Source organism: Xanthomonas sp. WHRI 1810A (assembly GCF_040202885.1).
GTDB lineage: Bacteria > Pseudomonadota > Gammaproteobacteria > Pseudomonadales > Pseudomonadaceae > Aquipseudomonas.
Genome location: NZ_JBEGED010000005.1, coordinates 199703 through 225031 on the forward strand (window position 1 = coordinate 199703; position 25329 = coordinate 225031).

A 25329-nucleotide genomic window follows, 5' to 3' on the forward strand; every position below is an offset into this window, starting at 1 on the left:
GGGTTTCCCTTAAATCACGATCAGGTCGGCTTGCAACGCGCCGGCCTGCTTCAAGGCTTCGAGAATGGCCATCAGGTCGCCAGGGGCTGCGCCGACCTGGTTAACCGCACGCACGATTTCGTCCAGCGTGGTGCCGGGGCCGAATTTGAACATCGGGTGCAGCTCTTGCTGAGCGTTGATTTTCGAGCGCGGCACCACCGCCGTCTGGCCGCCGGACAAAGCGCCGGGCTGGCTGACAATCGGGTCTTCGGTGATGGTCACGGTCAGGCTGCCATGGGTCACCGCTGCCGGCGACACCTTGACGTTCTGGCCGATCACGATGGTGCCGGTACGCGAGTTGATGATGACTTTGGCCGAGGTCTGGCCCGGATCCACTTCAAGGTTTTCCAGCACCGACAGGTAATCGACGCGCTGGCCTGGATCAAGGGGCGCCGTGACACGCACCGAACCGCCGTCAACCGCCTGGGCAACGCCCGGGCCGAGCAGCTGGTTGATGGTGTCGACCACGCGCTTGGCGGTGGTGAAATCGGAGCGGTTGAGGTTCAGCGTCAGCGTGTTGCCCTGGTTGAAACCGCTCGGCACCGAGCGCTCTACCGAAGCACCGCCGGGAATGCGACCGGAGGACGGCACGTTGACCGTTATCTTGGAACCGTCGCGGCCTTCGGCGTCAAAACCGCCGACCACCAGGTTGCCCTGAGCCACCGCGTAGACGTTGCCGTCGATACCCTTCATCGGGGTCATCAACAGGGCGCCGCCGCGCAGGCTTTTGGAGTTACCGATGGACGACACGGTGATGTCGATCTGCTGACCGGGCTTGGAGAACGCCGGCAAATCGGCGTACACCGCCACGGCCGCGACGTTCTTCAACTGCACGGTGCCGGAGCCGGCCGGCACCTTGATGCCGAACTGCGACAGCATGTTGTTGAAGGTCTGCAGGGTGAACGGGGTCTGTGTGGTCTGGTCGCCCGTACCGTTCAGGCCAACCACCAGGCCGTAGCCGATCAATTGGTTGCTGCGCACGCCGGAGATGCTGGCGATGTCTTTCAGCCGTTCGGCGTGAGCACCGAAGGCTGCGGACACGAGCAAGGCTGCCGCTATCAGTTGCTTGAAGTTGATCATGGCTATCCCGCTATCAGAAAGGGAACAACGGGCTGAGGAAGAATCGGTCGAACCACCCTGGCTGGCTGGAATCGGCAAACGCGCCTGTACCGGAATAAGTGATGCGCGCGTCGGCCACACGGGTGGACGAAACGGTGTTGTCGGTGGCGATGTCGTCAGCGCGAACGAGCCCTGCGATGCGGACCAGTTCGTCACCGGTGTTGAGCGTCATCCACTTTTCGCCGCGGACCGACAGGATGCCGTTGGGCAACACATCCGCGACGGTCACGGTCACCGAACCGGTCAGGCTGTTGCTCTGCGCGGCCTTGCCGTCGCCGGAGGCGTCGCGATCACCGCTGTACCCGGCGTTCAGGCTCAGATTGCCGCCGCCCACCGGGTTCTTGGTGCTCACGCCCGCGCCAAACAGCGAGGTCAGGCCGATGCTGGTGTTGCTGGATTTGCTGATGTCGGAGCTCGCTGCTTTGCTGGCGGCCATTCTTTCCGACAGGGTAATGGTGATGATGTCGCCGACCCGGTAAGCCTTGCGGTCGCCGTACAGGTTCTGCTCGAAACCGGACTGATAAATCGACCCGTTGTTGGCGGCCGAAGGCAACGGTGTGCGCGGCAACACCGGCGCGTAATAAGGGTCATTGGGCTTGGCCGCAGGCGCAACGCAGCCCGCCAATACCGACAGTCCGCTGACCGACGCTACCAACACACAAAGGCGCAGAACAGGAAGCCGTTTCATGACACTTAAAACCTCGCGGTGGAGCAGGCGCGGTCGAGACGCCTCATCAGGTTGATCCATACATATTCGAACAGCGGCACAGCGTGAATCAGGCGTTACAGGTTCTGCGTCACAAACTGCAGCATCGAGTCGGCGGTGGAGATCACCTTGGAGTTCATCTCGTAGGCGCGCTGCGTGGTGATCATGTTCACCAGTTCTTCAACGGTGCTGACGTTGGAGTTTTCCAGGGTGTTCTGCTTGACCACGCCCAGACCGTTCAGGCCCGGTGTACCGACTTGCGGTGCACCGCTGGAAGCGGTTTCCAGGTACAGGTTGCCGCCCTGGGATTGCAGGCCGGCCGGGTTGATGAAGTCAGCGGTCTGCAGGTTGCCGATCACTTGTGGCGTGGCGGTGTTGGTCGAGGTAGTAATCGACACGGTGCCGTCTTCGCCCACGGTGAAGGTCTGGGAATCCTGTGGAACGACGATGGCCGGCTCCAGCGCGTATCCGTTGGCGGTCACGATCTGGCCATTGCTGTCCAGGTGGAACGTACCGTCACGGGTGTACGCCAGGGTGCCGTCGGGCTGACGCACCTGGAAAAAGCCACGACCGTTGACGGCCATGTCCAGCGGCTGGTTGGTGGTCTGCAGGCTGCCGGCGGTGAAGTTTTTCTGGGTGCCGACGATGCGCACACCGGTACCCAGTTGCAGGCCGGATGGCAGTTCGCTGTCCTGAGTGGACTGAGCACCTGGCTGACGCTTGATCTGATAGAGCAGGTCCTGGAATTCGGCGCGATCACTTTTGAAACCGGTGGTCGAGACGTTCGCCAGGTTGTTCGAAATGGTGGTCAGGTTCATGTCCTGAGCGGCCAAACCGGTTTTCGCTACATAAAGTGCCGGAAGCATTTAAATCTCCTCGAGCGCCTGATTATCGGCGCAAGCTGTCAGTCATTAGCCCATTTGCAAGACGCGAGCCATCGACTCGTCATCCTGCTCAGCGGTCTTCATCATCTTGATGTGCAATTCGAATTGGCGAGAAAGCGCCAGCACCGAGGTCATCTCCGCTACCGCGTTCACGTTGCTCGCTTGCAGGAAACCGGACTCGACCTGCACGTTGGCATCCACCTGCGCAGGCCGGCCATCCTTGGTGTGCATCAGGCCGTCAGGGCCTTTTTCCATGTTGGCCAGGTCCGGACGGACCAGCTTGATGCGGTCGATCTGGGCCATGACTTGCGGGCTCTCGCCCAGCGAGCGAACGCTGATCGTGCCATCGGCGCCGATCTCGATCTGTTGCTGAGGCGGCACGGCAATCGGCCCGGCATTGCCCATGACCGGCAATCCATTGCCATCACGCAACACGCCCAGCGCGTCGATGTTCATGCTGGAGGTGCGGGTGTAGGCTTCGCCACCGTCGGCGGTCTGCACCGCCATCCAGCCATCGCCCTTGACGGCAACGTCCAGGTCGCGGCCGGTGTCAATCATCGCGCCGGCGCTGAAGTCGGTGCCGGGGCGTTCGCTCATGGCGTACGCCCGGGACGGCATGACATCACCGTACACAGGCATCGAGCGAGCCTGTTCGAGGTCACGCTGAAACCCGTTGGTCGAGACGTTTGCCAGGTTGTTGGCGTGGGCCTTTTGGGCGATGGCATTTTCGGATGCACCGCTCATGGCGACATAAAGCATCTTGTCCACAGTCTTCCTCCTCCGACAGACGCTTGCCGCCTGTAGCTGTTCTAAGCAGGACATAGCAATAATCGAACCAGTTTTTCAGAAGTGATACAAAGCGCTGATTTTCCAATGGTTACGGGCCGAGGCCGCCGCGAAATCCGCCCGACAAAACCCGCCGCGACGGCAGACCGCCGTTTTGCCCGACATTCCCCCGAGCGGCCGCCAAAAAAACTGCGCAAGCGGAGCGATCCTTGCAGCACTCTCGATCAACAGCCTTTAGTCAACGGAAAACCGACATGCCTTTGCGCTTCGCCATCACCCTGCTCTTCTGCGCCTGTTCGGCATTAGCGTGGGCAGCGCCTGCGCATTACTGGATCTGGCAAGGCAAGGACAGAACCGTCTGCACCCAGACCACCCCCGGCCACGGCTGGACCCGGATCGCCGGGCCGTACGTGAGGTCCGACTGTTCGATGTAAACCGCCCTTTTGATCGTTCCCGCGCTTCGCGTGGGAGGGCAGCCCCCGACGCCCCGCGTGCCTTGACGCAGAGCGTTATCCATTGCGCTACCACGCGGAGCGTGGGAGCGATCAGTCTTCATTCTTTAATCTCAAAAAAGGCACGCGCTCACTCGCTTGATCGTTCCCACGCTCCGCGTGGGAATGCAGCCCTGGACGCTCCGCGTCCAATGACGCTGAGCGTCAAGAGATCCGCTACCACCCTGTAGGCGCATGCGTTCGCCGTGAGACTTCGGCGGTCACGTCGCGCGGATCAGGGTTTGCATCATCTCTGCCTCGGTGGACAGGGTTTTGGAGTTGGCCTGGTAGGAGGTCTGCGCCTGGATCAGCTCCACCAGTTCATCGGTCAGTTGCACGTTCGAGCCTTCCAGCGAACCGGAAATCACGCTGCCCAGCGAGCCCGTCCCGGCCGCATCGTATTCGGCCACACCTGAATCGTGGGTTTCCTTCCAGCGCGTGTTGCTGGTCGGTTGCAGCCCTTGCTCGTTGGCAAAGGTGGCGAGCATCACCTGGCCGATCTTGCGGTGCAGGCCGTTGTCGAAACTGGCGCTCATGATCCCCTTGGGGTCGATCAGCAAACCGACGATATGACCCGACGCATGCCCATCGATCTGCGGTGAGACGCGCGCCGTTTCGGCGTTGTGCTGGGTCAGTCTGTTCAGGTCAAGGGTGATGCCGTCGACATTGCCTGCCGCGCCATTGCCCACCCAGCGGCCGCCGGCCTGGGCGTTCTCCTGCTTGGACGGCACCCACCCTGCGATCGTCAACTTCCCGTTGCTGGCCGTAAACCCTGGCCCACCGACCAGCGACTGCACGCCGCCATTGGAATCGAACACGACACTCGCCGTGAGCGGGTCGGTGCGTGAAGGGTCGGCAGGATGACGACCATTCACCAGCACATGCAGCTTCCAGCTGTTGCTGCCGTCCTTGACGAAGTACTGATCAAGGCTGTGCCGATTGCCCAGGCTGTCGTACACGGTGCTGGGGAAGGTCTTGTTGTAGGTGGTGATGTCCGTGCGATCGAACGGCGGCACCGGTCGTGGCATCAGCGGATCGGTGTCATCGAGCATCGGCGCCGGGCCGTCCGTCAACGGCAGGCTGACCGGCCCGGTAGTGGCGGCGCCGCTGGCGGTCCAGTTGCCATTGACGTTGTGCGCCGGCACCCAGTTGCGCAACGCCAGCTCGGTGTCGGACACCTTGTCGATGGCCGCGCTGACCGTGCTGAGCACTACGTTGCCGCCCGGGGATTTGATCAGCGCCATCTGCAGCGGTGAACGGGTCGCCGGGTCCAGTGGATTGACGCCGTCGATCAGCACGTGAGACGTCCACTGATTGCCGTCGGTGCGGACGAAATACTGCTTGAGCTCATGGTTTTGCGGGGGAACGGCGGCCTTGGCGGGGGTGATGATCACCACATTGCCCTGACTGTCCGTGCCGGTGACTGCCTTGACCGCCGGAACGCCGGCATCCTGGATCGTTTGCGTGCGCACGCGGGTGTAGGTGCGCGGGTCATTGGGATCGAAGACCGGCAATGCCGCCAGGGAAGCGGCCGATGAATCGAGGTTGATGGTCTGGCCGATCTTGCTGGTGGCCTTGGGCGCCATGTTGGCGGTGTCGATCTTCAGGTCCGTGCGCACCCCGCTGGCAATCTCGCCATTGGCATTCACGCCATAGCCCTGCAAGCGGCTGCCGTGGCTGTCGACGACAAAATCGTTGGCGTCCTTTTCGAAGGCCCCTGCGCGGCTGTAACTCAGGGCGCCGTCGTCGCTCATCACGAAAAAGCCCTTGCCCTGGATGCGCATGTCCAGCTGCCTGCCCTGCCCGCCCAGAATGCTGCCGGCGCTGAAGTTCTGCGAGACATTGGCCACCTGCACCCCACTGCCCGCCGCCGCGCCGCCCCCCAGATGAGTTGACGCATACACCGCCGAGAACTCCGGACGCGATGACTTGAACCCTGCGGTCCCGACGTTGGCGATATTGTTGCCTGCCACTTCCAGCCGTTTATGAGAAGCCTTTAAACCGGACACTGCGATATTGAAAGACATGAACACTCCCACGCCGTCGGCGACGACACTTTGAATACGCGTTTTTATTGGCGCGCCCCCGTGCTGCTCATAAACAGCGCGGCATCAGGGGTTGCAAAATGATTCTCGCAGTATCGAAAGTAGGAATTTTCTAGTTATAGAGTGGGACGTCTCTATATATTTCCGGCCGAATATCATCCGGATATCTGCGCCGACACCCTCAAATAACAGGCAAAAAAAAGCCCCTCCGAAGAGGGGCTTTGTACACCGCAATAAGGCCGGTGTTATCAGGTCATCTGAATGATGGTCTGCATGATGGTGCTTTGCGTGGAAATGGTTTTCGCGTTCGCCTGATAGTTGCTCTGCGCCTTGATCAGGTTGACCAGCTCACCGGTCAGGTCGACGTTGGATTCTTCCAGTGCCGAACCGGTAATGTTGCCCAGCGTACCGGTTTCCGGCGCGCCGGTGACCGGGATACCCGAGGCGTAGGTTTCACGCCAGGCCGTACCACCGGCAGGCGACAGGCCCTGCACGTTGGCGAAGTTGGTGAGCGCGACCTGACCGATCGTGCGCGACGAGCCGTTGGTGTAGGTGGCGAACATACGTCCCGAGGAATCAACGCTCATCGCGCTCATCTGCCCGACCGCGTTACCGTCCTGGCTCTTGCTCAAGGCGCCCGATGCCGAGTTGTTCTGGGTGGTGGCCAACATGTCCAGCTTCATGCCGGCAGGGTTACCGACGGCGCCATTGGCGGTCCAGGTGGTGGTAGTGCCGGTGGTGGTCTTCGTGGCAGGCACCCAGTTGTTGAGCTGGAACGTACCGTCGGCGTTGACCGCGACGTTGGCCGTCGACGTTGGCGCAGGGGTGGTCACCAGCTTGCCGTACGAGTCAAAGCTGACCGTGGTCTGGTCCGGCACGACCGGGGTGGTACCCGGGTTGGAAATGCTGCGGCCATCGACCAGCGTGTACATGGTCCAGGTGTTGGTGCCCGTCTTCGAGAAATACTGATCCAGGGTGTGCTGATTGCCCTGGCTGTCGTAGATCGGCGTGTGCAGTGGCGAGGTGTAAGTGGTGACGTCGTCCGGATTGAACGTGCTGGTAATGACCGGCGACGTGGAATCCAGGTTCGAGGCGATCGTCACCGTGGTCGTGGCTTTGGCCGGCATGTTGGCGGTATCGACACGCAGGTTGGTCAGCACGCCAGTAGCAAGATTGCCGCTGGCATCGAGGCTGTAACCCTGCAAGTTATTGCCGGCGTTGTCGATGACGTTGCCTTCGGTGTCCGTGTGAAAAGCACCGGCGCGGGTATATAACTTCTCGCCGTTGTTGCTCATCGTGAAGAAACCGCCGCCATTGATCGCCAGGTCCAGGTCACGACCGGTACCGGTGCTCAAAGAGCCTTGGGTAAATTGCTGGGTCACTGCCGCAGTGGTCACGCCGCTGCCGACGTTAGTGCTGCCGGACGTGCCACGAATCGATTGCGAATATTGGTCTGCAAACTCCGCACGGGAAGATTTGAAACCGACGGTCGCGACGTTGGCAATGTTGTTGCCGGTGACGTCGAGACTTTTGTTCGCTGCATAGAGCCCTGTAAGGCCGATATTGAAAGACATGTTTCAAACTCCTGCGCCGTCGAGTCGGCTCTATATTCCGATTTGTTTAACTTTGTCCATGGCGATAGTCGCGCCATTGGCCAGGTTGAGAGTCATGGCAGAAGTGGCCGTGCCCATGGTGACGCTGCTGACAGTGGCTGGCAGGTACGTGGCCAGCGATGTGCTGGTGCCATCGATGGTCGCGTCCGCCTTGAAGCTGTACGTGCCGGTCGGCAACACGTTGCCGGTCTCGTCCTTGCCGTCCCACGAGAACTTGGCGTTGCTGGCCCCCGTCTGTTCGCCCATGTCGATGGTGCGCACGATGTTGCCGCTGGCGTCGTACACCTTGACCGAACTCATGGTGGCGGCACCCGGCACAATGACCGTGCCGGTCAGGCCAGCGGTGGTGTCGACGGTGGTCGAACCCACGTCGACGATCACCGAACTGCCCACCAGCGACGACGCCTGCAAGGCCTGGGACGACTGATACATGCCACTGATCGAGTCGACCGAGGTGCTCAGGTTCTGCATGGTTTCAAGGCTGCTGAACTGGGCCAGCTGCGCAACGAATTCACTGTTGTCCTGGGGGTCGAGCGGGTTCTGGTTCTGCATCTGGGTGACCAGCAACTGCAGGAACGAATCCTTACCCAGGCTGCTTGCGCCCGTGGCCGAATCACCGGCCGTCGTAGAACCGGCGGTCTGTAGCGATTTGAGGTAGGCGCTGGCGCCGGTACTGTTATCAACTGTTGTCATGGCTGGCGTTCCTTATCACTGACCCAGGGTCAGGACCTTCTGCATCATTGTCTTGGCGGTGTTCATGATTTCCGCGTTGGTCTGGAACGAACGACTGGCCGAGATCATGTCCGCCATCTCGTTCACCACGTTGACGTTGGGGTAGTACACGTAACCGTTCTTGTCCGCTGCCGGATGGTTAGGCTCGTAGCGCGCTTCCAGGTTGGAGGCGTCCTCGACGATGCCGGACACCTGCACGCCGGAACCGGCCGCGCCCTGGTCTTCGAACAACGAGCCGCTGCTGCTGCCGTCCTGCCCTTGAAACACGGTGGCAAAGACCGGGTGCCGTGCGCGGTAGGTCGCGTCCATGCTGGACGAGACCGTTTCGGCGTTGGCGATGTTACTGGCGACGGTGTTCAGGCGAGTGTTCTGGGCACTCATGCCACTCCCGGCGATGTTGAACACACTGGATAGCGACATGGCTTATTCTCCGCGAAGGGCTGCAACCAGCCCTTTGAACTTACTGTTGAGCAAGGTGAAGCTCGCCTGGAACCCAATGGCGTTCTCGGCGTAATTGGCGTTCTCGACCTGCGCATCGACGGTGTTCTGGTCCAGCGAAGGCTGCGTCGGCGTGCGGTACATCAACGAGCCCTGGTCGTCGCTCAAGCCTTCAGCTTCAATGTGATGGCTGTTGGTCATGTTCAACGCGAAGGTGCCGTTGGTGGACTTTTCGCTCTGCGCGGCCAGGACCTTGGAGAAATCCAGGTCACGCGCCTTGTAGTTCGGCGTGTCAGCGTTGGTGATGTTGTTGGCCAGCACTTCTGCACGTTGGGCGCGGAAGTTCAGCGCTTTCTCGTGGATGCCCAGGGCGTTTTCAAAACTGATGCTCATGTCGGGAAACCTTTGCCGGTTGACCAGATTTTCATGATTAGGTCATAGCAAGCCCCGTGCCACTTCGCGGAACGCAGGTTTTACGCGGGTTGCAGGGCAGGTGCGGTGCGGTCATGCCAGAAAAGCGGCAAGGGATTTCCGCTGTCAGGGCGGAAAGCGGCAATGGCCGTGCCGTTTTTTTGCCGCTTGCGGGGGGTTGGGCATTGCCTACGTTCCCCTATAGTGTGTCTGACAGGGTTGGTTTGTGTGTATATCCATTATTGGGGGCGTGACTGATATCGGTTCCGCTCTTACAAGGGGTCACTTTTTTCAAGAGCCCGGATTGCCGGCCCAGAAAAAAGTAACCAAAAAGGCCCTGCTCCCGTGTCCGGCCCCTCCTTCGTCGGGGTTCCCTCGCTCCGGCACTGCTCCGGGGACGCGCCGCCAACGGCCATCCATGGCCTGGGGCGGCTAGCGCGGCATCCATGCCGCGCTGTCCCCTACGCAATGCCTGCGCTCGGCCTCCCAAAGTCGCAATTTGTGGTGCTCACACCATCTCTGCACGCCAGAAGAAAAAGCATGACGCTCCGCGTCATTGGACGCAGAGCGTCCAGGGCAGTATTCCCACGCGGAGCGTTGGAACGATCAGCAAGCGCAACGGGCGCTTCGCTTTTGATCTTTTTCCACGCCAGTCCAAACGCCACACATCGCGACTTGGGTGCAGGCCGAACGCAGGCGGCGCGGAGTGGGCAGCGCGGCATGGATGCCGCGCTAGCCGCCCCAGGCCATGGATGGCCGTTGGCGGCGTGCCCACGGAGCGTCGCCGGAGTGAGGGAACCCGACGAAGTCGGGCCAAACCAGGAGCAAAGCGTTTTTGGTTACTTTTGTCGCTTTTACAAAAGTGACCCGCCGTAAGGGCGGAACCATAACAACAGCACATACAAATAACGGATATTCACACCACCCGAGGCCCAAGGCGTGTCAGCTAGACCGCATCGCGCCCGTCGCAACCTCCGAATGCTCCTACACGGAACCGTGGTTACCCATAAAAAAACCCCGCCAAAGCAGGGTTTCTTTCAATCCATCACTTACCCGGTCTCACTTGGCCTGGTAAATAATCCCCGGACTGCATTGCACCATCTGATAGTGATCCGGCAACCCGTTCAGCGCCTCGGACGCCCCCAGGAACAAATAGCCGCCCGGCTTCAACGTACCGTGAATACGCAGCAAAATGTCCTTCTTCACCTCCGCCGAGAAGTAGATCAACACGTTCCGGCAAAACACGATATCGAACTTGCCCAGCGCCGCGTAACTGTCCAACAGATTGAACGAGCGGAACTCCACACGGTTCTTGATCGGCGTCTTGATCGTCCAGCGACCCGGCGTCTTCTGATCGAAATAACGCTGCAGCCGATCCGGCGACAAACCGCGCCCGATCGCCAGGCTGTCGTACTCACCCGTCTTGCAGGTATTGAGCATGGCGCCAGACAAATCCGTCGCCACGATCTGCGCCCCGCCCTTCAACTGACCGGGATTGCTGCGCTCGAACTCATCGAACGACATCGACAGCGAAAACGGTTCCTGCCCCGACGAACACGCCGCCGACCAGATCCGCGGACGCAGGCCCGGGCTGGCCTTGAGCTGCTCGGGGAGCACTTTGTTCTTCAGCACTTCGAAGGGGTAGGTATCCCGAAACCACAAGGTTTCGTTGGTCGTCATGGCATCCACCACCTGCTCGCGCAACCCGCTGCGCGGCTGGGACTGGATACGCTGAATCAACTCTCCCAACGACTTGAAGCCCTGCTGCTCCATCAGCTTGTTGAGGCGGCTGGAAACCAGATACTGCTTATTCTCACCCAGCAAAATGCCACAGGCTTTTTCCAGGAAGACCCGGAACTGTTCAAAATCCAAATTACCTGTAGACATGCCGCCTCTCAAATTTCGTGAACAACCAGGAACGACGCTCCGGTTTGTCTAGCTTAGGTCTGCTGCCTTGATGCGATCGACCACCCGGGCTGCCAGATCGTCGGGCCGGAATTTGGCCAGGAAATCGTCGGCGCCCACTTTCTTCACCATCGCCTGGTTGAATACACCGGACAACGAGGTATGCAGCACGATGTGCAGCTTTTGCATGCGCGGATCACTTCGGATCTCTGCAGTCAGGGTATAGCCGTCCATTTCCGGCATTTCAATGTCGGAAATCATCATCAGAAATTCTTCTTCAGGCTTTTTGCCCTCGTCGACCAGCTTGCGCAGGAACTCAAGGGCCTGACGACCGTCATTGAGCGCCGTGACTTCCACGCCGACGGTTTGTAGACAACGGGTTACCTGTTTACGTGCCACTGAAGAATCATCAACGGTCAGCACTTTGAGCGACAGCGCCTTGTGCTGGGTTTCCGCATCGACCACACCCACCGAAATATTCTCGGAAACCGGCGCAACCTCGGCGAGGATTTTCTCGACGTCGATGATTTCCACCAACTGGTCGTCAAGCCGGGTCACTGCCGTGAGGTAGTGATCGCGACCCGTTCCCCGGGGTGGCGGATGGATGTCTTCCCAGTTCATGTTCACGATGCGTTCGACCGAATGCACCAGAAAACCCTGAATCTTGGTGTTGTACTCCGTGATGATCACGAACGCGTTATCCGTGCTGGCTAACGCCGGCGCCCCTGTTGCCATTGCCAGATCGAGGATGGGAATGGTCCCACCACGAATATTGGCAATACCGCGCACAATCGGACTGGACCTGGGCAGATGGGTAAGTTTTGGGCACTGAAGCACCTCTTTTACCTTGAACACGTTGATCCCATACAACTGCTTGCCTTCCAGACGGAATAACAACAGTTCAAGGCGGTTCTGCCCTACCAGTTGAGTGCGCTGGTTCACTGAATCCATAACACCAGCCATGCCCAACCCCTCCCAAAACGACCAATTACCCATCACCTGTCGGCAAGCGGCACGGGCCTTGCTATTTACCTTGTCATGAAGACACAAACGACAGTATTTCGACGCCTGACATCCCTGACCCGCAGATTACTCTGCGCGATGGCTGCTTTGTGCCTGTTGGCTGTTGCAAGCATCAGTCGCGCAGACAACGTGACGTTGCCTGAACAACTTATCGGCGTGACCCAGGGCTTTCTTGAATTCACGGTTGAAGACTATCTGGCAACCAGCCAGACGGTCGGCCGCTATGAGATTGAAGTCAAACAGCTGGATCCGCGTCTGCGCATGCCGTTTTGTGACAAGGAATTGACGGCATCTCTAGAGAGCCCGGCGCAGCCTCTTGGCCGCGTGACCGTGCGCGTACGCTGTGAAGGCGGCTCCCCGTGGACCGTGTTTGTACCGGCGCAGGTACATCTGTTTCGCAACGTCGTGACCGTGGTTCGCCCCATGAAGCGCGATGCGATCGTGTCCGACGGCGACGTGGCGCTGCGTGAACGGGATGTCGGCCTGCTGGGGCAAGGTTTCCTGGATTCCCTCGATCAGGCGGTCGGGCAGAAAGTTGTCCGACCAACGGTCATCGATCAGATTCTGACCCCGGTACACCTCCAACAACCGGAATTGGTCAAGAAAGGCGATCAGGTGGTGATCATCGCCCGCAGCGGTTCAATGAGCGTGCGCATGCCCGGCGAAGCCCTCTCCGATGGCGGTTTCAACGAGCAAATACGGGTGAAAAACCTGAATTCCCAACGCGTGATCAAGGCCAATGTGACCGCTCCCGGCCAAGTGGAGGTGCCCATGTAAAGCGATGACCTCTGGCGCTGTGCCTGCGCTTTTTCTAGACTGATGACCTGTGCGTCCTGTGCGAAGTCCATTCGAGACTGTTTCGCATGGGCCCTAAAGTTATTCCGAGTCGGGCCGAAAGCAAAGCAAGCGTCCAAGAACCCAGAGGTTTTCAATCATGGTCATCGACTTCAATCGTTTGAACAGCTCCACTGCCGTCGCCAGTACAACTCGTACGGCGGCCACCAAGGAAACCAGCAAAACCGAAGCGGTAACGCCGGTGAGCAGTTCCGCCAGTGTGAGCAGTGGTGAGGCAGTACATCTGAGCAGTGAAGCTCAACAGTTGCAGAAGATCACTGATTCGCTGCGCGATCAGCCTGCCGTCAATTCCGCCCGTGTGGCTGAACTGAAAGCGGCAATTGCAGATGGCAGCTACAAGGTCGACAGCAACCGCGTTGCCAGCAAACTTCTCAATTTCGAAGCCCAGCGCTAAGCCCGCGCCGGGGCTTCTGGACGCTTAATCCCAGAGCATGCGATGCAAGACACTACTTTGCTGCAACTGATCAACGACGATATCGCACCGACCCGGCACCTGGCCGAGCTGCTCAGGGCCGAGTCCATCGCTTTGCATGGTCGCGATATGCTCGAAATGGAACACATCCTGGCGCAGAAGCAGGCGCTGGTGATCGTTCTGGACCAGCACGGTCGAGCCCGCAGCAAATTGTTGGCCAGTCTGGGCCTGCCCACCAATCGCAATGGGTTGGAAGAAGTGGCCAAACACTCGTCGGTCGGCGCCGAGCTGCTCACGGCGGGCGATGAATTGAACGCGTTGATGAATGAGTGCAAAGCGATCAACGAAGAAAACGGTCTGCTGATCCAGATGCAACAGATCAAGACCGGTCATCAGCTGGCCATCCTCAATGGCGGCGACACCCCCACGCTGTATGACAGCCGCGGATCGACGTCCGGGAAAGCACGGCCACGCCCGCTCAGCCAGGTGTAACTTCCTGTATCAAGGCGTGAAACATGCTGGCAAAATGCTGCAAGCCTTACGCTGTCGTATTTTGCCTGGAGATGATTACCCGTGAATGCCTCAAGCGCGGAAGATGTTCCGCAGCCCCCGAAGGTGCTTACAACGCCGCTGGAAGTCGCTGCCAGCCTGCGCCTTCTGCTGGAAAGCCATGATCCGCTGATCATCACCTTTCACGAGCGCACCCAGCGTTTCCAGAGCTATATCACTGACATCGATCGAGACGGCCAACAGGTGACGTTCGATGAGATGATCCCCAGCGACGCCGAGCGTTTTCTGGCCGCTGGCGAACCGTTCAAGGTCGAATGTTTCCATGATGGTGTGCGTATCGCCTGGGAATGCAAGGCGCAACTGACGGTCATTGACGAACCGCGTGGCTATCGCGGCCCCCTGCCTGAAGAAATCGTCTATCACCAACGCCGCAGTGCCTTTCGTGCAGCCTTGAAGCTGGCGTCGCTGGTCAACGTCGATCTGGCAGGAGACCGGCTGCGGACTGCCCTCAAGGGCAAGTTGCTGGACATCTCCGCCACCGGTTGCAAGTTGCGCTTCGAGGGCGATGTGACCGAGCGCCTGCAACTGGGGCAAGTCTACGAACGCTTCGGTGCCGACCTGCCCTTCGGCGCCTTGACCGCGCCGGTCGAGCTGCGCCATCTGCACTTCGAAGAGCGGATCAACACCACGTTTGCCGGCGTGCGCTTCCACAACATGAGTGGACTGGTGCAGCGTCAGGTCGAACGCTTCGTCTACCAGCTCCAGCGCGAAGCCCGCCGCTTCGACAAAGACGACGACTTCTTCTGATCTCGACCGCGAGGGCTGGCAGCCAGCCCTCGCGAGCAAGTTGCGCTCCCACGGCCTTCGGCCAGAACCGAAAACCACACTGAATGAATTCCGCTTCTGCCGAAGGCGTGGGAGCTGGCTTGCCTGCGATCTGCCGCAAAGCGGCAGCTCGGCCCCCGCTTACATCGGTCGATCAATCCCCACATCGTGCGACGCATCGAGCGCGGGGTTCGGGCGTGCCGGTTGCGGTTCGGTCGTGGCCTCTTCCGAGGTGGCCGGCGCCATGTAGTCATCGCTGAGCGGTGGCTCCGGCACGTACTCCGAACCCTCCACTTCCGGCTCAGGCTCCGGCTCCGGCTCGACAGTGTCCTGCATCTGTTCCTGAACCACCTGCTCATCCACACGCGGGTCGAGAGCCACCACCAGCGGCGAGCTGGACATGCTGTCCGGCATGGCGATGTGGTGCAGCGGTGCATCTTCGACCTGGTGCAGATTGGTGACCGCTTTCGGACGGATCCGCAGAGTCAGGATCAGCGCCGTGAAGCAGACGAAGGCGTACAGCATGTTGCTGCCGAACATCTTCATCAGCACGCCTGACGCCAACGGGCCGATACTTGCGCCGACGCCGTAGGTCATCAACAGCATGGCCGTCAGCGACACGCGACGTTCGCCTTCGACGTGGTCGTTGGAAAACGCGACCGCCAGCGGGTACAGCGAAAACTGCAGCAACGACGCCGCGAAACCCACCGCAAACAGCACCTCGATCGGCACATCGGGGAAGATCGCCAGTGGCAACGAGGCCAATACCAGCAGCCCGGCCACGCCACGAATCAACCAGGCCCGGTCGTAGCGATCCGACAGCCAGCCCAGCGGCCATTGCACCAACAGCCCCGCACCGATGCAGCAACCCATGAACACACCGATGTGCTCGGTGGTCAGGCCCTGCTGCGCGGCATACAGCGGCGCCAGGCCGTAGAACGAACCGATGATCATGCCCGCGCTGAACACCGTGGTCAGCGACTGCGGTACCCGGCGCATGAAGAACAACGGCTCAAGCGGCGCCGGGTGCATGGGCGCGGGGTGAATGCTGCGGGTCATGGCGACCGGGACCAGGCACAGTGCAAAACACAGCGCCACCAGCATCAGCAGTTCCAGGCCGAGTTGGGGATGAATCACCAGGATCAACTGCCCCAGCACCAGCCCCAGATAGGACGCGATCATGTAAGCGCTGAACACCATGCCGCGCTGCTTGGGCGAGGCCTGCTCATTGAGCCAGCTCTCGATCACCATGTACTGGCACATCATGCCCAGGCCGACAATCATCCGCAGGAAGATCCACGCCGGCAGGTAGTTGATCAAGCCATGCCCAAGCACCGCGGCCCCGACAATACCGGCGCAGGTGGCGTAGGCGCGGATATGCCCGACGCGGCCGATCAACCGGTGACCGATCTTGCCACCCAGGGCCAGCCCCACATAGTTGGCAGCCATCAGCGCACCGACCCACAGGCCATCGACCTGATCGGCGGCCAGACGCAAGGCAAGGTAGGTACTCAACAGACCCGAGCCGATCAACATCATCAGCGAGGCAAAATACAGCGCTCGAAAGGACTTCCAGATTTGGCGCATCAATGTTCCAAAATCGCCCTCTCATCAGGAGAGGACGAACAACGGTTCTTAAGCCTGAGCCGCCAGAACGCGGCGTTCCCAGGGTGTGATTTCATCAAGGAAACTGGTCAGTTCCAGGGTCTTGGATGCAACGTAGCCTTCGATGAACTCGGAACCGAACAGTTCCTTGGCCAACTGACTGCGTTTCAGACGTTCAAGAGCGGCATGCAAGGTACATGGCAACGACAAATGGTCCGGCACCACGAATTCACCCTGGATCGGTTCGCACGGTTCCATCGCGTGCTCGATGCCATGCAGCCCGGCAGCCAGACTCGCTGCGATAGCCAGGTATGGATTGGCGTCAGCACCTGGCAGACGGTTCTCCACCCGTCTGGCCACCGGCGCGCTGGCCGGAATCCGCAGACCGGCCGCGCGGTTGTCATGGGACCAGCAGGCGTTATTGGGGGAGGCGAACGGGTGACACAGGCGCTGGTAGGAATTGACGTTGGGCGCGAACAAGGCCGTGAAGTCAGCCATTGCCGCCTGCTGGCCGCCGATGAAATGACGGAACACCGGGGTGGGCTCGCCGTGATCGTCGCTGAATACGTTTTGCCCGGTGGTCGCGTCCACCACACTCTGATGAATGTGCATCGAGCTGCCCGGTGTGTGCGCCAGCGGCTTGGCCATACAGACCACCGTCAGGCCATGCTTGAGCGCCACTTCCTTGAGCAGGTGCTTGAACAGAAAGGTCTGGTCGGCCAGCAGTAACGGATCGCCGTGCAGCAGATTGATTTCGAACTGGCTGACGCCCATTTCGTGCATCACGGTATCGCGGGGCATCCCCAGCGCGGCCATGCATTTATAGACTTCACTGAAGAACGGCCGCAAGCCACTGTTGGAACTGACACTGAAGGCGCTGTGGCCCTCCTCGCGGCGACCGTCCAGGCCCACCGGCGGCTTGAACGGCTGGGTCGGATCGGGATTGGGCGCAAACACAAAGAACTCGATTTCGGTCGCCACCACCGGCGCCAGACCCAGTGCGGCATAGCCCGCAATGACCTTCTTGAGCTGGCCGCGTGTCGACAGGGGCGAAGGGCCGCCGTCCAGTTCATCGGCATCGCAGATCGCCAACGCGCGGGGTTCTTCGCTCCATGGCAAGCGGTGGATCTGACCGGGATCGGCCACCAGCGCCAGATCGCCATCGTCGCTGCCATAGAACCGGGCCGGCGGGTATCCGCCCATGATGCATTGCAGCAGCACACCCCGCGCCAACTGCAGCCGACGACCTTCGAGGAACCCCTCAGCCGTCATGACCTTGCCCCGCGGTACACCATTGAGGTCGGGGGTCACGCATTCCACTTCATCAATGCCCATCAATCGCTGCGCGAGTGAACTGTGGCCATCGCTGCTCATGAATCAAATCCTTTTCGGTGGCAGGCCGTTCATTGGCCAGGCGAACACACTAAACGTCAGGCGTCCGGAATTTCAAGCGCGGCGAAGCGGTCCTGACCACTTCGTCAATAATGCTGCTGAGTGCACCTGCTCATGACCTTGCGCGAACACGTACACCCGCTCTGGATAAAGCGCTACGGCAGGAAAAGGCTGAACAGGCCGCCGCCCAGCTCACCGCCGTTGGCGATTTCGATATGGCCACGCACGCCCTGACGTTGATGCTGATCGGCAATCTGCGCCGCGAAATACAAGCCAAGGCCCGTGCTGCCCGTGCGTTGATTGAGGCCCAGTTCACTCTCGGTCTGTTGCTCGATCATCTGCGCGGGGAAACCTGGCCCGTCGTCGTTGACGCTGATCACCAGTTGCCCGCCCACGTGCGCTGCCCCGATCACGATGTGCTGACGCGCATAACGCACCGCATTGACCACCACGTTCGACACCACCGAGCCAATCAGGTCGCGGTCGAAGAAACCGGGCGACTCCAGCTCATCCACCTGATAGCGCGCCGTGATGCCGCGACTGTTCAGCACTTCCTCGTGCAGCGCCAACTGCGCCTCAAGGAAATCATCCAGCTCATGATAATCGGGCCGCAGCGGCAGCTGGTTGACGCCCAGTTTGTAGAGCCCGAGCAGTTGCACCAGCATGCCGTTCAGGTGCGCGAACTCATACTCGATCACACCTTGTTCCGGCGTTCTGCGCAGGTTCTGCGGCAATTGCGCCTGCAACTGGCCGTGGGCATGGATCAGGCTGGCCAGGGCGTTCTTCATGTCGTGGACGGTGGAGGCAATCACCATCGAAAAATCCAGCCCCGGGCCCTGCTCCTTCATACGCCGAACGCCTTGCTCCGCAGTTTTTGATAACGCGAGTAGCGCGCGTCGGTGTCAGGCATCTGGCCGACCTCTTTCAGGCTGGCCTGACATTCGAGCAACGCCGCCGCGTCGAGATTCTGCACGCCGATGTGCAACAGCGACTGCGCCATGTTCAACGCGATGCTGATGTTCTTGGGCTGCAACGCGAGGGCGCGGCGGAACAGGTCCTGCGCTTCGCCGAGATGCCCTGCCCGGTAGCGGCGGATACCTTGGGCGTTCAGGTCGATGGCCGCCTGGCCGATGTTGAGGATGTGCGGATCGTCGGTCTGCAACGCGATGCGGTCCATCACGGCAGGATCGTCGCCATACCGCTGCGCACAGTTCGTCAGAACGCCTGCACTGGCATCCTCACGGCCCAGCTGCGTGAGCTGCGACGCGACCGCCAGCGCTGCATCGGCGCTCAGAAACTGCTCGGTGTCGTCGAGTCGTGCCACGGCCTGTTCGATCAGCGACGCCGCCAGTTCCGGGTCGGAGGCTTTCACACTGGTGGCTTTCATCAAGCGCGCGCGCACCTGCAGGCCGTTGTCCTGCGCATGGTCCTTGGCGACTTGGGTCAGCGTCTGATTGATCTCGATCCGCGACCGGGCATCCAGCCCGCGTTCGCCGCCTTTGCTGATGAGCGACTGCGCCAGGCCAAGATTGCTTTCCGGGTCCTTGAAGCGCGAAAACTGCCCCTGCGCCACCGCCTGCCGATAGGCCTTGGAGGCACTGTCGAAGTCCTCGTTGGCCAATGCCAGCTTGCCCAGCAGGCGCTGGCGGCGAACCGCGTACGGCGATAATTTCACCGCCTCTTCAAGCGCCCCTTGCGCGCCCTTGGCGTCGCCGCTGGCCACCAGCACATCGGCCAGACCGTCAAACAACACCGGCATCATCGGGAACGCCTTGATCGCTGCCTGGTAGACGGCCATCGCCTCGGGATGACGTTGCTGGCGGTACAACAACTTGCCCAACGCGGCGTACGCCCACGGCTGGGGACGATCGGCGAGCAGCGCCTTGAGCAGCGCCTCAAGCGTGTCGTACTGCTTCAGGTCGCGCAGCGCGTCGGCCTTGTAACGCAGGCACATGGGCGCAATGCGCGGCTCGTTCTGAACAAGTTGGGCACAGGCGGCCAGCACCTCGGCCGGCTTGTTGCGATCAAGCGCTTGCAGGATCGGTTTCAACACGTGCTTGCGCTGGACGATTTTTTCCAGCCGCTGGGCAAGCCCTGCGCGGTTGAACGGCTTGGTCAGGTAAGCATCGGGCTCCCACTCCAACGCACTCATGACCATGGCCTGACTGTTTTCCGCAGTCACCATCACGAACACACTTTCGTGGCTGATGAGCCGGTCGGTCATCAGATCTTCCAGCACTTGCTGGCCGTTCTTCTTGCCGTCGCCGAGGTTGAAGTCGTTCAGGATAAAGTCATAACGCTTCTGCGAGCACATGCGCAGCGCCTGCTCGCCGGAGTCTGCCGTATCGACTTCCTTGACGCCCAGCTCACGCAGCATCGACCTCACAGCGCTGCGAAAATCGGAGAAATCATCAACGATCAGAAAGCTTCTCTGGTTCCATGCCAGCATCGAAATTCATGTCCCGGGCAATAAAGAAATGCCTGCACCCGGGCGGCATGTTGCCTGGCAGGTGCGGCTTACAGCGTTTATCGGCGGGAGCGACGCAAAGATGAGAACAGGACAACGTCTGACGCGGCGGCACGAATGCACCGCGGCAAACACACCCGCCTCAGAACGGGCTGGCGGTGGGACGAACGATCAGCTCGCTGACATCCACGTCTGCCGGCTGCTCGACCGCATACGCGATCGCCCGGGCAATCGCCGTGGCCGGGATGGCGATCTTGCGAAACTCACGCATTTCATTGCGGCCACCCTCGTCGGAAATGCTGTCGGCCAACTCCGACTCCGTCACGCCCGGTGAGATCAGGGTGACGCGGATAGCCCCTCCGACCTCCTGGCGCAGCCCTTCGGAAATGGCGCGCACCGCGTATTTGGTCGCGCAGTACACCGCGGCGGTAGGGCTGACGGCGTAGGCGCCGATGGACGCAATATTGATGAACTGCCCGGATTTCTGCTGCTGCATCAGCGGCAACCCGGCGGCAATACCGTGCAGCACGCCGCGGATGTTGACGTCGATCATCTGATCCCATTCCGAGACCTTGAGCGCTTCCAGTTTCGAGAGCGGCATGACGCCCGCGTTATTGATGATCACGTCCACACGCCCATGTTGATCGTTGGCATAGTCGATCAGCGCCTGCACGTCGGCACGCACAGTGACGTCCACGGCCTTGTACACAGCGCTGGCGCCGCGTTCGACGAGATCGGCGCAGAGCGTTTCAAGAAGATCCGTACGACGAGCGCCCAACACGACATGGGCACCCTTTTCCGCCAGCAGACGCGCGGTGGCTTCGCCAATGCCGCTGCTGGCACCGGTGATGACGACAACTTTTCCTGAGATATCAGACATGGTGACGCTCCATTCCGAGGGATGAGGGCAAAAACGCTGAGTGCCCGTTCACGTTCAGACTAGAAAAATGTCACGTGGCGACGATAGTCCGATTCTTCGGGATGATTGCCTGATGCTGTCGAGGGGCGGTGCAGAATGAGTGGTGTCCCAGGGCAGGTTCGAACTGCCAGCCTTCCCCTTAGGAGGGGGATGCTCTATCCAATTGAGCTACTGGGACACGGTGTCGGCACGCATGATGGCGCCAACGGAACGGCGTGCATGGTACCGGCATGCCATTGTTTTGTCATGTCGTCATTGACGCTCAACGCTGTAGTACACCGCCCGACGCCGAGAGTTCCCCGCTTCATCGTGCAATTTGCAACAGTTCAAAATGACATCATTGCAATGTGCAATGCGGGCCAACCCATAATCAAATTTAAACCATTGATTTATATAGGTTTTTTTATAAAAGAAAAATGGCATGCGCCGTGCAATATTCACTGTAAGAAATCTCCTTCAGAAAAATTACACCAAGCCAGAGCGAAGGTACCTTGAGATGAATATGACACTCTCCCTGTTGAACGCCGTGGCGCTGGTGACATTGGTCGCTTTCCATTTTCACGACGATGGAAATAAAACCGAGAGTGTCTTAGTACAGGCTCAGCCTCATTATCTGCTCAAGCAGGGTCCACGCATCGCCACCCTGCAGGTACAGCGGTCTGACGCGATGCTGGCCAACGATGTCAACGAAGCAATCAGCGTGGACCGTTCACAACGCTGGGTGTTCTAAGCACGCATCAGGCCGTTTCGCCCCCTTTGAAGAGACTTAACATGTCCAAAACAGCGCTGTCGTTTTTTGTCCTCGCCATCATGGCCCTTGCTGTGGATCAACTGCTGCCAGCGCCGGCTGGCGCACTGAATTTGGTGGCTAAATCCGCCGCTGGTGTTTTTGCGTGCTTATTTGTCGTCGCGCTGTTCTTGGGTAGACGATTCAAGTTCGACCCAGTTCTGCGCTGAGTCTGGCACTGTCCAGGCTTTGAACGCACTTCCCGACACGCGCCACACGCCTTTCTTCGCTCAATCCCCGCCACCCATTAAAGACCCTTCGTCTCTTTCTTAAACGCTTGCTCGATTATTTCCCCGTACCCACCTACGCTGGAGACAGATAGCCATCATGGTGCGATGCAGTCGCATTCTTGTAGGTAGCTTTCGACCAGTGGTATGCAGGAACTTTGCAAACTGGAGCGCATTCCTGATAATTGGTGCTGGCTAAACGCCTTTATCTCGTTCAATATTTGTCACAGATTTGACGCCAAGGATCCGTCATGTTGGTGCATCATGGCGGGCCATTTGTTGGCAGGTTGAACATTTAGCCAAAATGACAGTCACAGGATCACCTCTCGCGGCCAATGCAAGAACCGCCTCCCTCTTTGAACTAATTCGGTTATCTATATGAGCCCTATGAAACAGGCCAATTATTCAAGTCGCACAGCAGACAAGTTCGTTGTCCGCCTTCCAGAAGGCATGCGCGAACGTATTGCGGATGTCGCCAAACAACACCACCGCAGCATGAATTCGGAAATTATTGCCCGCCTCGAACAAAGCCTTATTCAGGAAGGCGCACTGGGCGACGAGCTAAGCATGCGCTTGGACAGCCCTGAGCTTTCCCTCCACGAGCGCGAACTGCTGCAACGCTTCCGTCAGCTCGCACATCGCCAACAGAATGCTTTGGTTTCGCTCATTGCCCATGACACTAGCCTGGCTAACGAAGACGAATAACTCGTCGTTCCCCAGAGACTTAAATGCCAGCGCTTAGCTGGCTTTTTTGTGCGCGAGATACTGTGGAAAGAAGGTTTTAATACAGCCTAGAAAAACAAAAACCGCCTGGTGGCGGTTTTGTTGTAGTTGGATTCAAAGCAGGAAGATAGTTGCCAGACCCAGGAAGATGAAGAACCCGCCACTGTCAGTCATCGCCGTGATCATCACGCTCGCACCCATGGCCGGGTCACGTCCCAGACGCGCTAACGTCATCGGAATCAAGACACCCATCAGTGCGGCCAGTAACAGGTTCAACGTCATCGCAGCGGTCATCACCACCCCCAGCGACCAACTGCCGTAAAGCAGGTAGGCGACGATGCCGATCACCCCGCCCCACACCAGCCCGTTGATCAAGCCCACCACCAGCTCCTTGCGCATCAGGCGCGAGGTATTGCCGGTGCTGACCTGATCGAGCGCCATGGCGCGTACGATCATGGTAATGGTCTGGTTTCCCGAGTTGCCCCCGATCCCGGCCACGATCGGCATCAAGGCGGCCAGCGCGACGAGTTTCTCGATCGAGCCCTCGAACAGCCCGATCACACGCGACGCAATGAACGCGGTGACGAGGTTGACCGCCAGCCAGGCCCAACGGTTGCGCAAAGAGCGCCAGACCGATGCGAAGATGTCTTCCTCTTCGCGCAGACCGGCCATGTTCAGGACTTCGGTCTCACTTTCTTCACGAATCAGGTCGACCATTTCATCGATGGTCAGTCGACCGATCAACTTGCCGTTCTTGTCCACGACTGGCGAAGAAATAAGGTCATAGCGCTCGAAAGCCTGGGCGGCTTCGTACGCATCGCCGTCGGGATGAAAACTGACCGGGTCGTTGGCCATGACATCGGCCACCTGCTTTTCCGGATCATTCACGAGCAGACGCTTGATCGGCAGCACGCCCTTGAGCACGCCGTCGTAATCAACGACAAACAATTTGTCGGTGTGGCCCGGCAATTCCTTGAGACGGCGCAAGTAGCGCAGTACCACCTCGAGACTGACATCCTCACGGATCGTCACCATCTCGAAGTCCATCAAGGCGCCGACCTGGTCTTCGTTGTAGGACAAGGCCGAGCGCACGCGTTCGCGTTGCTGGCTGTCCAAAGCTTCCATCAGCTCATGAACCACGTCACGCGGCAATTCCGGCGCGAGGTCCGCCAGTTCGTCCGCGTCCATTTCCTTGGCGGCGGCCAGCAGCTCATGATCGTCCATGTCGGCGATCAGGGTTTCACGAACGGAATCGGATACTTCGAGAAGGATGTCGCCGTCGCGCTCAGCCTTGACCAGCTGCCAGACGGTCAAACGGTCTTCGAGGGGTAGCGCTTCAAGAATATAGGCGACGTCGGCAGAGTGAAGATCTTCGAGCTTGCGTTGCAGCTCGACGAGATTCTGCCGGTGAACCAGTTTTTCAACCCGGTCCTGGTGCTGGCCTTCCTGGCGATGCGTCAGGTCCTCGACGATACGCTGACGCTGCAGCAAATCGATGACTTGCGCGAGGCGATCCTGAAGGCTTTCCTGCGTTTTCTTTACTTCTATTTCGGTCATAGGCGAACTCCACTCCCAGCAGTGGAGCACGCCGAGAGATCAATCAGTCGATTCTTGATTGGTGCAACTTAATTCAGAGTAACTACTGGGTAGGTCCATGGAGGATTTCCACAAGCCCCGGCGGGGCTGACGCGCGCAATCATACACCGCTTGGTGGCGCTGCACGTTAAAAATTCATCGCGGAACAACCGCTTGCAACGCAATCTTCACAAGCGTCCGAGTCGTTACTGCCACGACGTCACATCCCGAGAAGAAAACACGCTCGCACTGGAAATAGCGGCTGGCTAGTCTGCCGGGAGACCCGTCACGGAGGACGCAGAAATGCCATCTACCCGCCACTTGCTCATCAGCGCCCTACTGCTGCTGCCCATTCAAGCGGTCGCCACCACGGTGCATCGCTGTGAAGACAGCGCCGGCAAAATCACGTTTACCACGCTCGGCTGCCCGCTGGGGCAGACAGTTCAGGCTCAGGAAGCGTTCAACGCACCGCCGGGCACACCGGCCATCTACCTACCCCCGGCCGAAGGCGCGACGCGCATCACGCGCACCCCGGCGATAGCGCCCAAAGAGCTGGTGGTGGTCGGACAGCACGATGATGGCTGCGGCAGCCGCCTGAGTGCCGATCAACGACGCCGCGCAATCATCAACCTGCAGACGCCAGCGGGCATGACCAAGCGAGACGTGGAAAGCATGCTCGGCAAACCGGACAAGATCATCAGCAGGAACGGAGAAGTACGGTACGTCTACAACGAGAAGAAAGGCCGCAGCAGCCAGGTGACATTCGACGAAGACGGCTGCGTAAAAGGTAAACGCTAGACAGCAAAAAGCCCGCATTTTCATGCGGGCTCTTCGTTTGTT

The 25329-nt window shown here is 59.7% G+C and carries 27 protein-coding genes and 1 tRNA gene; 10 read left to right on the forward strand and 18 right to left on the reverse strand.

Annotated features, from left to right (window positions below):
- Positions 1-9: 9 nt before the first annotated feature.
- From ABQX22_RS10205 to ABQX22_RS10220, 4 genes are all read right to left on the reverse strand, one after another.
- A complete protein-coding gene (locus tag ABQX22_RS10205) occupies positions 10-1119 on the reverse strand; it encodes a flagellar basal body P-ring protein FlgI (protein WP_349799055.1) in 1110 nt (369 codons plus the stop codon).
- Positions 1120-1132: 13 nt separating this feature from the next.
- Positions 1133-1846, reverse strand: coding sequence for a flagellar basal body L-ring protein FlgH (flgH, locus tag ABQX22_RS10210; protein WP_349799057.1), 714 nt, complete (start codon positions 1844-1846; stop codon positions 1133-1135).
- A gap of 95 nt (positions 1847-1941) precedes the next feature.
- Positions 1942-2730 carry a flagellar basal-body rod protein FlgG gene (gene flgG / locus ABQX22_RS10215; protein ID WP_349799059.1) on the reverse strand — a complete coding sequence of 263 codons (789 nt, stop codon included), beginning with the start codon at positions 2728-2730 and terminating at the stop codon, positions 1942-1944.
- Positions 2731-2775: 45 nt separating this feature from the next.
- Positions 2776-3507, reverse strand: coding sequence for a flagellar basal body rod protein FlgF (locus ABQX22_RS10220; RefSeq protein WP_349799224.1), 732 nt, complete (start codon positions 3505-3507; stop codon positions 2776-2778).
- A 281-nt stretch (positions 3508-3788) separates the two neighbouring features.
- On the opposite strand from ABQX22_RS10220, the gene ABQX22_RS10225 reads away from it, so the two are divergent.
- Complete coding sequence (locus ABQX22_RS10225; RefSeq protein WP_349799061.1) at positions 3789-3968, forward strand: hypothetical protein; 180 nt, start codon at positions 3789-3791, stop codon at positions 3966-3968.
- Positions 3969-4246: 278 nt separating this feature from the next.
- On the opposite strand, the gene ABQX22_RS10230 is transcribed toward ABQX22_RS10225, so the two are convergent.
- The 7 genes from ABQX22_RS10230 to ABQX22_RS10260 all read right to left on the reverse strand — a co-directional run bounded on the left by ABQX22_RS10230 (position 4247) and on the right by ABQX22_RS10260 (position 12132).
- Entirely contained in the window at positions 4247-6052 is a 1806-nt protein-coding gene (locus ABQX22_RS10230) for a flagellar hook protein FlgE (RefSeq protein ID WP_349799063.1), read from the reverse strand.
- Positions 6053-6318: 266 nt separating this feature from the next.
- On the reverse strand, positions 6319-7644 hold the full coding sequence (flgE, locus tag ABQX22_RS10235; protein WP_349799065.1) for a flagellar hook protein FlgE: 1326 nt from the start codon (positions 7642-7644) through the stop codon (positions 6319-6321).
- Positions 7645-7674: 30 nt separating this feature from the next.
- Positions 7675-8376, reverse strand: coding sequence for a flagellar hook assembly protein FlgD (locus ABQX22_RS10240; RefSeq protein ID WP_349799066.1), 702 nt, complete (start codon positions 8374-8376; stop codon positions 7675-7677).
- 15 nt (positions 8377-8391) lie between these two features.
- Positions 8392-8835: a flagellar basal body rod protein FlgC gene (gene flgC, locus ABQX22_RS10245; protein ID WP_349799068.1), complete on the reverse strand. Its 444-nt coding sequence runs from the start codon at positions 8833-8835 to the stop codon at positions 8392-8394.
- Between the two features lie 3 nt (positions 8836-8838).
- Positions 8839-9246, reverse strand: a complete 408-nt coding sequence (gene flgB / locus ABQX22_RS10250) for a flagellar basal body rod protein FlgB (RefSeq protein WP_349799070.1) — start codon at positions 9244-9246, stop codon at positions 8839-8841.
- Between the two features lie 1077 nt (positions 9247-10323).
- Complete coding sequence (gene cheR / locus ABQX22_RS10255) at positions 10324-11151, reverse strand: protein-glutamate O-methyltransferase CheR (protein WP_349799072.1); 828 nt, start codon at positions 11149-11151, stop codon at positions 10324-10326.
- 48 nt (positions 11152-11199) lie between these two features.
- A complete protein-coding gene (locus ABQX22_RS10260; protein ID WP_441005263.1) occupies positions 11200-12132 on the reverse strand; it encodes a chemotaxis protein CheV in 933 nt (310 codons plus the stop codon).
- A 189-nt stretch (positions 12133-12321) separates the two neighbouring features.
- Here ABQX22_RS10260 and flgA point away from each other — a divergent pair, with 189 nt between their 5' ends.
- The 4 genes from flgA to ABQX22_RS10280 all read left to right on the forward strand — a co-directional run bounded on the left by flgA (position 12322) and on the right by ABQX22_RS10280 (position 14776).
- Complete coding sequence (flgA, locus tag ABQX22_RS10265) at positions 12322-12969, forward strand: flagellar basal body P-ring formation chaperone FlgA (protein WP_349799076.1); 648 nt, start codon at positions 12322-12324, stop codon at positions 12967-12969.
- A 157-nt stretch (positions 12970-13126) separates the two neighbouring features.
- Complete coding sequence (flgM, locus tag ABQX22_RS10270) at positions 13127-13441, forward strand: flagellar biosynthesis anti-sigma factor FlgM (protein WP_349799078.1); 315 nt, start codon at positions 13127-13129, stop codon at positions 13439-13441.
- 42 nt (positions 13442-13483) lie between these two features.
- A complete protein-coding gene (locus ABQX22_RS10275; protein ID WP_349799080.1) occupies positions 13484-13951 on the forward strand; it encodes a flagella synthesis protein FlgN in 468 nt (155 codons plus the stop codon).
- An 81-nt stretch (positions 13952-14032) separates the two neighbouring features.
- Positions 14033-14776: a flagellar brake protein gene (locus ABQX22_RS10280; protein ID WP_349799082.1), complete on the forward strand. Its 744-nt coding sequence runs from the start codon at positions 14033-14035 to the stop codon at positions 14774-14776.
- A gap of 159 nt (positions 14777-14935) precedes the next feature.
- On the opposite strand, the gene ABQX22_RS10285 is transcribed toward ABQX22_RS10280, so the two are convergent.
- The 6 genes from ABQX22_RS10285 to ABQX22_RS10310 all read right to left on the reverse strand — a co-directional run bounded on the left by ABQX22_RS10285 (position 14936) and on the right by ABQX22_RS10310 (position 21355).
- Positions 14936-16381 (reverse strand): MFS transporter, encoded by a 1446-nt coding sequence (locus ABQX22_RS10285; RefSeq protein ID WP_349799084.1) that lies wholly within the window; start codon positions 16379-16381, stop codon positions 14936-14938.
- Positions 16382-16429: 48 nt separating this feature from the next.
- Positions 16430-17773 carry a glutamine synthetase family protein gene (locus ABQX22_RS10290; protein WP_349799086.1) on the reverse strand — a complete coding sequence of 448 codons (1344 nt, stop codon included), beginning with the start codon at positions 17771-17773 and terminating at the stop codon, positions 16430-16432.
- Between the two features lie 173 nt (positions 17774-17946).
- Positions 17947-18639 carry a sensor histidine kinase gene (locus ABQX22_RS10295; protein ID WP_349799088.1) on the reverse strand — a complete coding sequence of 231 codons (693 nt, stop codon included), beginning with the start codon at positions 18637-18639 and terminating at the stop codon, positions 17947-17949.
- Complete coding sequence (locus tag ABQX22_RS10300) at positions 18636-20240, reverse strand: response regulator (protein ID WP_349799089.1); 1605 nt, start codon at positions 20238-20240, stop codon at positions 18636-18638. Before ABQX22_RS10300 ends, ABQX22_RS10295 begins: the two co-directional genes overlap by 4 nt.
- A gap of 160 nt (positions 20241-20400) precedes the next feature.
- Entirely contained in the window at positions 20401-21138 is a 738-nt protein-coding gene (locus ABQX22_RS10305) for an SDR family oxidoreductase (RefSeq protein ID WP_349799091.1), read from the reverse strand.
- A gap of 140 nt (positions 21139-21278) precedes the next feature.
- Positions 21279-21355: transfer RNA gene (locus tag ABQX22_RS10310), tRNA-Arg, on the reverse strand.
- Between ABQX22_RS10310 and ABQX22_RS10315 the strand changes: the two genes are divergently transcribed.
- The 4 genes from ABQX22_RS10315 to ABQX22_RS10330 all read left to right on the forward strand — a co-directional run bounded on the left by ABQX22_RS10315 (position 21328) and on the right by ABQX22_RS10330 (position 22896).
- Positions 21328-21672 carry a hypothetical protein gene (locus tag ABQX22_RS10315; protein WP_349799093.1) on the forward strand — a complete coding sequence of 115 codons (345 nt, stop codon included), beginning with the start codon at positions 21328-21330 and terminating at the stop codon, positions 21670-21672. The genes ABQX22_RS10310 and ABQX22_RS10315 overlap by 28 nt on opposite strands.
- Position 21673: 1 nt before the next feature.
- The gene (locus tag ABQX22_RS10320) at positions 21674-21907 is read left to right on the forward strand and encodes a hypothetical protein (protein WP_349799094.1); all 234 of its coding nucleotides are present in this window, start codon (positions 21674-21676) and stop codon (positions 21905-21907) included.
- A gap of 41 nt (positions 21908-21948) precedes the next feature.
- Positions 21949-22134: a PA3371 family protein gene (locus tag ABQX22_RS10325; RefSeq protein WP_349799096.1), complete on the forward strand. Its 186-nt coding sequence runs from the start codon at positions 21949-21951 to the stop codon at positions 22132-22134.
- A 435-nt stretch (positions 22135-22569) separates the two neighbouring features.
- Positions 22570-22896, forward strand: coding sequence for an Arc family DNA-binding protein (locus ABQX22_RS10330; RefSeq protein ID WP_349799098.1), 327 nt, complete (start codon positions 22570-22572; stop codon positions 22894-22896).
- A 132-nt stretch (positions 22897-23028) separates the two neighbouring features.
- Here ABQX22_RS10330 and mgtE read toward each other — a convergent pair whose 3' ends face one another.
- A complete protein-coding gene (gene mgtE / locus ABQX22_RS10335) occupies positions 23029-24471 on the reverse strand; it encodes a magnesium transporter (RefSeq protein ID WP_349799100.1) in 1443 nt (480 codons plus the stop codon).
- A gap of 321 nt (positions 24472-24792) precedes the next feature.
- Between mgtE and ABQX22_RS10340 the strand changes: the two genes are divergently transcribed.
- The gene (locus ABQX22_RS10340) at positions 24793-25287 is read left to right on the forward strand and encodes a DUF4124 domain-containing protein (protein ID WP_349799102.1); all 495 of its coding nucleotides are present in this window, start codon (positions 24793-24795) and stop codon (positions 25285-25287) included.
- Positions 25288-25329 lie beyond the last annotated feature (42 nt).